The 7,722-nt window shown below is 60.0% G+C and carries 8 protein-coding genes; 6 read left to right on the top strand and 2 right to left on the bottom strand.

The features are described from left to right. Positions 1-168: 168 nt before the first annotated feature. Together GOX63_RS21995 and GOX63_RS21990 are read right to left on the bottom strand one after the other, a co-directional pair. Complete coding sequence (locus GOX63_RS21995) at positions 169-762, bottom strand: hypothetical protein (RefSeq protein WP_170328288.1); 594 nt, start codon at positions 760-762, stop codon at positions 169-171. 97 nt (positions 763-859) lie between these two features. Continuing rightward, complete coding sequence (locus tag GOX63_RS21990; RefSeq protein WP_170328289.1) at positions 860-3,208, bottom strand: DNA topoisomerase IV subunit A; 2,349 nt, start codon at positions 3,206-3,208, stop codon at positions 860-862. A gap of 200 nt (positions 3,209-3,408) precedes the next feature. Between GOX63_RS21990 and GOX63_RS21985 the strand changes: the two genes are divergently transcribed. From GOX63_RS21985 to GOX63_RS21960, 6 genes are all read left to right on the top strand, one after another. Continuing rightward, complete coding sequence (locus tag GOX63_RS21985; RefSeq protein ID WP_254436062.1) at positions 3,409-4,017, top strand: SH3 domain-containing protein; 609 nt, start codon at positions 3,409-3,411, stop codon at positions 4,015-4,017. A 69-nt stretch (positions 4,018-4,086) separates the two neighbouring features. Continuing rightward, a complete protein-coding gene (locus GOX63_RS21980; protein ID WP_170328290.1) occupies positions 4,087-4,914 on the top strand; it encodes an SDR family NAD(P)-dependent oxidoreductase in 828 nt (275 codons plus the stop codon). 80 nt (positions 4,915-4,994) lie between these two features. After that, the gene (locus GOX63_RS21975; RefSeq protein WP_170328291.1) at positions 4,995-5,198 is read left to right on the top strand and encodes a twin transmembrane helix small protein; all 204 of its coding nucleotides are present in this window, start codon (positions 4,995-4,997) and stop codon (positions 5,196-5,198) included. Continuing rightward, positions 5,199-5,771: a cob(I)yrinic acid a,c-diamide adenosyltransferase gene (locus GOX63_RS21970; RefSeq protein WP_170328292.1), complete on the top strand. Its 573-nt coding sequence runs from the start codon at positions 5,199-5,201 to the stop codon at positions 5,769-5,771. It begins immediately after the preceding gene. Positions 5,772-6,012: 241 nt separating this feature from the next. Further along, positions 6,013-6,771: an electron transfer flavoprotein subunit beta/FixA family protein gene (locus GOX63_RS21965; protein ID WP_170328293.1), complete on the top strand. Its 759-nt coding sequence runs from the start codon at positions 6,013-6,015 to the stop codon at positions 6,769-6,771. Beyond that, the gene (locus GOX63_RS21960) at positions 6,771-7,700 is read left to right on the top strand and encodes an electron transfer flavoprotein subunit alpha/FixB family protein (RefSeq protein WP_170328294.1); all 930 of its coding nucleotides are present in this window, start codon (positions 6,771-6,773) and stop codon (positions 7,698-7,700) included. Before GOX63_RS21965 ends, GOX63_RS21960 begins: the two co-directional genes overlap by 1 nt. The last annotated feature ends 22 nt before the right edge of the window (positions 7,701-7,722 follow it).

Raw genomic sequence — 7,722 nt, 5'->3', positions numbered from 1 at the left:
CAATCGTGCCGATGTTGACGTGCGGTTTTGTACGCTCAAACTTTTCCTTTGCCATTCCTCAGGCGCCCTTTTGCGATTTGGGGGACCCTTGGTCCCGTGGTTACATCTGCGCGCGCGAGATATTTGGTTCAAAGGGGAAAATCAAGCACATCCTGCGTTAAAACCCGTTTATGATGCCGGATTTTGCGTCACCACGTCGGAATCCAGCGGTTGGACCAGGTCGGGGCGCCTGTCGAACCAACCGTTCTCTTCATGTTCCTCGGCCAACCACTCTTCGACCCGGTCAGCAACTTTCAGAGCCAGGCCGCTCATTTGTTCCTCTTTGGTGCGTTCATGACCCGATCCTTTCAGGGCGCTGCCGCCAGTTGTGTCTTCCAGCACCTGGAACTGCTTACCTTTGGCCAGGAACTCTTTCTTGTTCACGTCATAGACGTTGACCAGAACAATTGCCGTGCTTTTGGGGTTATAGATCACCGGGATGCCCGGAGGGGCCAGCATATAGCCTTCGAGGCTGATGCCGATGTCATATTCCTGCGCGCCCTCATAGCGACCCAACCGGATATCAACCGCATTCTGGATTGCAGACGTCCATTCGTCCGGAGTGGCGTCCCGCGACACCGGCCCCTGAACCGCCTTGTCAGCGAAGGCATAGTTCACCCGCATTTTGAACTCGCCCAACGACTCAGGTTCTTCGTAAACCTGTGTCTGTGTACAAGCGCCCATCAGGGCCAATCCGGTGATCAAGGTCAGAATGCGCAGCATGGTCTCTTCTCGATAGGCCTGTTTTGCTTTGATCTAGCGCACCGATACGGCCTGTGCCAAGCCGTATCGGCGGATTTCCCCAGAAACCGAGGCTGGATCACGAGAATTTATAGTTCCGCGGGAAGCCGTAGGGCGGCTTTTTCCCGACGCTGGCCCGTTTGGCCAGCCATTGGGACATATCGGCCTCGTGCCGCGTTTTGTCGCCGCCCATGGACCATTTCAGGCCCTCTTCCCAGTTGAACGTGGTGATGTCGGACAGGCCGCCATCCAGCTCCAGCGTCCCCTGACGCCCGCGTGCCATGTTGTATTTCTGCAGACGAACGCCCTTGCCTCGGGTCATTTCGGGCAGTTCCTCGGCCGGGAAGACAAGGAACTTGCCGTTTTGAGACACCACCGCGACGTGATCCCCATCGACCGGCTTACAGATCATCGCGGTCTCGTCGCCCTTGACGTTCAGCACCTGCTTGCCGTTGCGGGTCTGCGCCAGCACGTCATCCTCGGGCACCATGAAGCCGTTGCCCGCATCCGAGGCCACTAGCAGTTTACGCCCTGGCTTGTGAATCAGGATGTCGATGATCTGCGCCTCGTTCGGCAGGTCGACCATCAGGCGCAGCGGTTCGCCCATACCCCGCCCGCCGGGCAGGTTGGCGGCGCTGACCGTATAGAATCGACCATTCGAAGCAAACACCAGCAGCCGGTCGGTGGTTTCAGCGTGGAAGATGAAGCGCGGGCCGTCGCCGTCCTTGAACTTCAACTCGCGCTTCAGGTCGATATGACCGGTCATGGCCCGAATCCAGCCCATCTGAGAGCAGACAACCGTGATCGGCTCTTTGTCGATCATCGCCTCAAGCGGCACCTCTTCGACCTGTCCGGCCTCGGCAAACTGAGTCCGCCGCGCGCCGCCTTCGTAGTCTTTTCCGAAGGTCTTCTTGGTCTCTTTCAACTGCTCGGCGATCTTGGCCCATTGCAGGCTTTCATCGGCCAGCAGGTCCTCAAGGTTGGCACGCTCTTCCATCAACGCGTCGCGTTCGCGGACCAACTCCATCTCTTCCAGACGACGCAGGCTGCGCAGGCGCATGTTGAGGATCGCGTCGACCTGAACCTCGGACAGTTCGCCCTCACCCGGCTTGGGTGAGACATAGTCGGCCTCGTTGGTGGCGCGAACGTGGTCGATGCCCCAATCTTCGCGCATCAGCGCGGCTTTGGGATCGTCGTCGTAACGGATGATGTCAATCACACGGTCGAGGTTCAGGAAGGCGACGATAAAGCCCTCCAACACCTCCAAACGGTGGTCAATCTTACCCAGACGGTGACGCGAGCGGCGGATCAACACCTCTTGCCGGTGGTCCAGGAAGGCCCGCAGCACTTCCTTCATCGAGCAGACTTTGGGCGTCACCCCGTCGATCAGCACGTTCATGTTCAGGCTGAACCGCACCTCAAGGTCCGAGTTGCGATAGAGCATCCCCATCAACACCTCGGGGTCCACGTTTTTACTGCGCGGCTCAAGGATCAGGCGGATGTCATCGGCAGATTCATCGCGGACATCAGCGAGGATCGGGATTTTCTTGGTCTGGATCAGTTCCGCGATCTTTTCGATCAGCTTGGATTTCTGAACTTGATAGGGGATCTCGGTGACCACGATCTGCCACTGACCGCGGCCGAGATCTTCGACCTCGAACTTACAGCGCAGACGGAAGGACCCACGCCCGGTGCGATAGGCCTGAACGATGTTCTCAGGCGGCTCGACAATCACACCGCCGGTCGGGAAATCCGGTCCGGGGACGTAGTTCAGTAGCGTGTCGTCGCGCGCATCCGGCGTCTTGATCAGATGTAGACAGGCGTCACACAGTTCCGAGATGTTATGCGGCGGGATATTTGTCGCCATGCCGACCGCAATACCGCTGGCGCCGTTGGCCAGCAGGTTCGGGAACTGCGCCGGCAGTACAACGGGCTCAGTCAGAGTGCCGTCGTAGTTGTCGCGGAAATCGACAGCGTCCTCGTTCAGCCCCTCCAGCAGCGCCTCGGCCACGATGGTCATCCGCGCCTCGGTGTATCGCGAGGCCGCCGGGTTGTCTCCGTCGATATTGCCGAAGTTTCCCTGCCCGTCGACCAGTGGGTAGCGGACGTTGAAGTCCTGCGCCAGACGCGCCATCGCATCGTAAATCGCGGCGTCGCCGTGCGGGTGGTAGTTACCCATCACGTCGCCCGAAATCTTTGCAGACTTACGGAAACCGCCCGTCGCGCTGAGTCGCAGCTCGCGCATGGCGTAGAGGATTCGCCGGTGAACCGGCTTCAAACCATCCCGGGCATCCGGCAAAGCCCGGTGCATGATGGTGGACAGCGCATAGGTCAGATAGCGTTCGCCAATCGCGCGGCGCAGCGGTTCAGCTACCTCGCCCCCGTTTTCGGGGGCCTCCATGTTGGGGTCGTCGATCGTATCGTTCATATATGATGTGATACGCCGCAAGCGCGCCTTGGTAAAGCAAGCAGCGCATATTTTGCTGGGGACAAGTGGCGCTTTTTGCAACAGGGGGAGGCAACCCCCGGATTTCCCCCGTTTTTCGACTCAGACCCCGAAATATGATACCCTGAACGCATTGGACTACTGCCTATTTGTTGTTTCTTACGATTACCGGGGGATGCGCCATGACGCGCCTTATTGTTATCACTTTCGCTGCACTTGGCTGGTGCTTTTATGTAATGAGCGGCGGCCCGGATTTCGAACCGCGCGGCCTGCGTGCCGAACAGCCCGTTCGCATTGCCTCTGCTCCAAATCCATCCGTTGCCCCTGCCCGCGCCGAGGAACTTGTGACCAATGTCGCGGCCCGTACTCCGACAGTGCGCGTTCAGCCGGAATCAGTGGTGGAAGAGGTGGTCGAGTTCGTGGCGGACGACGCCACTCTCGAATCTTTCTCGACCCTGTCGGTGTTCGAAGATCAAAGCGCCAACATAACGCTGGCCTCGCTTGAAGACGGTGTGGCTGGTCTGACCCAGATCACCGACGAGGTGCAGGAAGACATGGCGGAAGCGCCCGCCCTGCCCGAACCGGAAAAGGACATTCGCGAAATCTCGGGCACCCGCGTAAACATGCGCGATGGGCCGGGCACGATCTATCCGATCATCGGCAAGGCCACCATCGGTCAGCAGGTCGAGGTACTGAGCGAATCCGGCACCGGCTGGCTGCGCCTGCGCGTGTTGCCACAGCAACAGGTTGGATGGGTTTCTGCCTCGTTGGTGCGAAAAACCTCGAACTGACGGCGCCGTGTCATTGTCCTGACCCTAACCTCGCCATAGCTTAAGCGCAGGTTCAAAGTCAGGAAGATCATGAAAAAGACCATTCTCATTACCGGCTGTTCCTCGGGCATTGGTCTGGATGCGGCCCATGGAATGCGTGCGCGTGGATGGCGGGTGTTTGCCTCGTGCCGCCAACAGCGGGATTGCGACAGGCTGCGAGCGCAGGGGTTTGAAAGCCCACGCATTGACTACACTGACCCGGACAGCATCGCCTCGGGCCTGGCCGAGGTTCTGGAGGCCACCGGCGGCACGCTGGACGCATTGTTCAATAACGGCGCGCACGGCCTGCCCGGCGCGGTCGAGGATCTGCCGACAGAGGGCTTGCGCGCGATATTCGAATCCAATTTCTTTGGCTGGCACGAGCTGACCCGGCAAGTCATTCCGGTCATGCGGGCGCAGGGGCATGGGCGAATCGTTCAGAACTCATCGGTGCTCGGTTTTGTAGCCTTTCCCTGGCGCGGAGCCTATGTGGCGACGAAATACGCTGTCGAAGGTTTGACGGACACGCTGCGCCTGGAACTGGCCGACACCGATATCAAGGTCATCCTGATCGAACCCGGCCCAATCACCTCGAATATCCGCGAAAACTCGATCCCGTTTTTCGAGCGGTTCATCAACTGGCAGAACTCGGCCCTGCGGGAGCGGTACGAGGCGTCCCTGTTGAAAAGACTGTACGAATCCAGAGGGCCCGACCGCTTCGAGCTGCCTGCATCAGCCGTAACCGACAAGTTGGCCCATGCGGTTGGATCAAAACGCCCCCGAGCACGGTACTATGTCACGACACCGACATATATCGCCGGATACCTGCGCCGCATCCTGCCGACCCGCACCATCGACCGTATCCTTTCGGACGTCTGACGCGAAATTAACCGTTCGCTTTTTAGCCCCTTGGGTCTAGATGATAGACCAACGAAACAAGAAACGCGGACGGTGCATCCATGGACCTTTTGATGGTCATTTTGCTGTTGGCCATGGCGGCAGTGGTCGTCGTGCTGGCGATTGGTATTTCGAACTTTGGCAAAAGCGGCAAAAGCGCCGCGATGAAAAGCAACCGGATGATGCAATTGCGCATCCTGTTCCAGTTCATTGCCGTGGTGCTGATCCTGCTCTACGTCTGGCTGCGTGGACAAGGAGCACAGTAGATGGTCGTTCTGAACAAGATTTACACACGCACAGGCGATGACGGGAAAACGGCGCTTGGCAATGGTGAACGGGTCGCCAAATATTCCGGCCGCGTGGCCGCCTATGGCACTGTTGACGAGCTAAACGCCTTTGTCGGCGTGGCCCGGACGGAAGCTGAGGGTGAGGTCGACGCCGCCCTGTCGCGCATTCAGAACGACCTGTTCGATCTGGGGGCAGACTTCTGCCGCCCCGAGATGGAAAAGGACGCAGAGGCCGATTATCCCCCACTGCGAGTCGTCGCCTCTCAGATCGACCGGCTCGAGGCTGAAATCGACGCCATGAACGAATCGCTGGAACCGCTGCGCAGCTTCATCCTTCCCGGTGGGTCGCGGCTGGCGGCGCATCTGCATGTATGCCGGACCGTTTCGCGCCGGGCCGAGCGGCTGGCGGTGGAACTGACCAACATGGAGCCCGTGAACGAGGTCGCGGTGAAATACCTCAACCGCCTCAGCGACTGGTTCTTCGTAGCCGCCCGTTGCGCCAACGAAAACGGCACGCAGGACGTGCTGTGGGTTCCGGGCGCGAACCGCTAAAAGCGGCGCAGTGTCCAGTGGACACTGCGGTGATCGGAAGGGCGGAGCCCCGTCCCGAAGGGCGGGCGCGAACCGCTAAGTTTTGGGCCGCAGCGTCAAAAAACACGAAACGCGACGTCCCAAGCCCATGACGTGACGATTTTGCTCTGTTGCGCGACGAATTCAGACGTTATTCAGGCGTCCGAGAGCATTGGTGGAGTCGCTTCGCGGCTTACCGTTTTTTGTGAGGAGCAAGCGCAAAATGAAGGTACTCGTGCCTGTGAAGCGCGTGATTGACTATAATGTGAAGGTTCGCGTTAAGGCGGACGGTAGCGGTGTCGATCTCGCCAATGTCAAAATGTCGATGAACCCGTTCGACGAGATTGCGGTGGAAGAGGCGATCCGCCTAAAAGAAGCGGGCAAGGCTGACGAAGTTGTTGCCGTTTCGATCGGCGTGAAGCAGGCGCAGGAAACCCTGCGGACCGCGCTGGCCATGGGCGCCGACCGTGCGATCCTGGTTGTGGCCGCCGATGACGTGCACACCGATATCGAGCCTCTGGCCGTTGCGAAAATCCTGGCCAAAGTGGTCGAGGAAGAGCAGCCGGGCATCGTTCTGGCGGGCAAGCAGGCGATCGACAACGACATGAACGCCACCGGTCAGATGCTGTCGGCGCTGCTGGGCTGGAGCCAGGGCACCTTCGCGTCCGAGCTGGACATCGAAGGCGACAGCGCCAAGATCACCCGTGAGGTTGACGGCGGCCTGCAGACCATCAGCGTCAAGATGCCGACCATCGTGACTGTTGACCTGCGCCTGAACGAGCCGCGCTATGCGTCGCTGCCCAACATCATGAAGGCGAAGAAAAAGCCGCTGGATGAGAAAACCGCCGCCGATTACGGCGTCGACGTCACTCCGCGTCTGGAGATTGTCAAAACCGAAGAGCCGCCGGCACGTGCCGCCGGTATCGTCGTGGGCTCGGTCGACGAGCTGGTCGAGAAACTCAAAGAAGCGGGGGCTGTGTAATGGCTGTTCTTCTTCTCGCGGAAGTCAACAATGGTGAGCTGTCGCTGGACGCCACCGCCAAAGCCGTCAACGCCGCAAAGGCACTGGGCGACGTGACCGTTCTGGCCGCAGGTGGTTCTGCCGCTGCTGCGGGTGAGGCCGCTGCCAAGATCGACGGTGTGTCCAAGGTTCTGGTTGCCGAGGATGCCTCGCTGGGTCACCGCCTGGCGGAATCGACCGCAGCCCTGATCGTGTCGCTGGCCGATGGCTATGAGCACATCGTTGCGCCCGCCACCACCGACGCCAAGAACGTGATGCCGCGCGTGGCCGCGCTGCTGGACGTGATGGTGATCTCGGATGCGTCCGGCGTGGTTGACGGCTCGACCTTCGAGCGCCCGATCTATGCGGGCAACGCGATCCAGACCGTGAAATCCTCCGACGCCAAGAAGGTCGTCACCCTGCGGACCGCCAGCTTTGACGCGGCGGGCGAAGGCGGTTCGGCCCCGGTTGAGACCGTCTCGGTGCCCGGCTCCGAAGGTCTGTCTTCGTGGGTCGAGGACAAGGTTGCCGAAAGCGACCGTCCAGAACTGACCTCGGCTGGCGTTGTTGTCTCGGGCGGCCGCGGTGTCGGCTCGGAAGAGGACTTCAAACTGATCGAAACCCTGGCCGACAAGCTGGGCGCTGCTGTTGGCGCGTCGCGTGCCGCGGTCGACTCGGGCTATGCCCCGAACGACTGGCAGGTGGGTCAGACCGGTAAAGTTGTTGCCCCTGACCTGTATGTCGCTGTCGGCATCTCGGGCGCGATCCAGCACCTGGCGGGTATGAAAGACTCGAAGGTCATCGTTGCGATCAACAAGGACGAAGAAGCCCCGATCTTCCAGGTCGCCGACTTCGGTCTGGTCGCAGACCTGTTCCAGGCCGTGCCGGAACTCACCGAGAAACTCGGCTGATCACTGGATCAGATTTTTCGTT

The sequence above is a fragment of the Ruegeria arenilitoris genome, from assembly GCF_013031355.1.
GTDB classification, from domain to species: domain Bacteria; phylum Pseudomonadota; class Alphaproteobacteria; order Rhodobacterales; family Rhodobacteraceae; genus Ruegeria; species Ruegeria arenilitoris_C.
Note: the sequence above shows the minus strand (reverse complement) of the source record. Positions and strands in the feature narration are given on the sequence as shown.

Coding starts and splice junctions, on each gene's coding strand:
- GOX63_RS21970 (WP_170328292.1), top strand. CDS start 5,199: ATGGTCGTTCTGAACAAGATTTACACACGCACAGGCGATGACGGGAAA.
- GOX63_RS21985 (WP_254436062.1), top strand. CDS start 3,409: ATGACGCGCCTTATTGTTATCACTTTCGCTGCACTTGGCTGGTGCTTT.
- GOX63_RS21995 (WP_170328288.1), bottom strand. CDS start 762: ATGCTGCGCATTCTGACCTTGATCACCGGATTGGCCCTGATGGGCGCT.
- GOX63_RS21975 (WP_170328291.1), top strand. CDS start 4,995: ATGGACCTTTTGATGGTCATTTTGCTGTTGGCCATGGCGGCAGTGGTC.
- GOX63_RS21965 (WP_170328293.1), top strand. CDS start 6,013: ATGAAGGTACTCGTGCCTGTGAAGCGCGTGATTGACTATAATGTGAAG.
- GOX63_RS21980 (WP_170328290.1), top strand. CDS start 4,087: ATGAAAAAGACCATTCTCATTACCGGCTGTTCCTCGGGCATTGGTCTG.
- GOX63_RS21960 (WP_170328294.1), top strand. CDS start 6,771: ATGGCTGTTCTTCTTCTCGCGGAAGTCAACAATGGTGAGCTGTCGCTG.
- GOX63_RS21990 (WP_170328289.1), bottom strand. CDS start 3,208: ATGAACGATACGATCGACGACCCCAACATGGAGGCCCCCGAAAACGGG.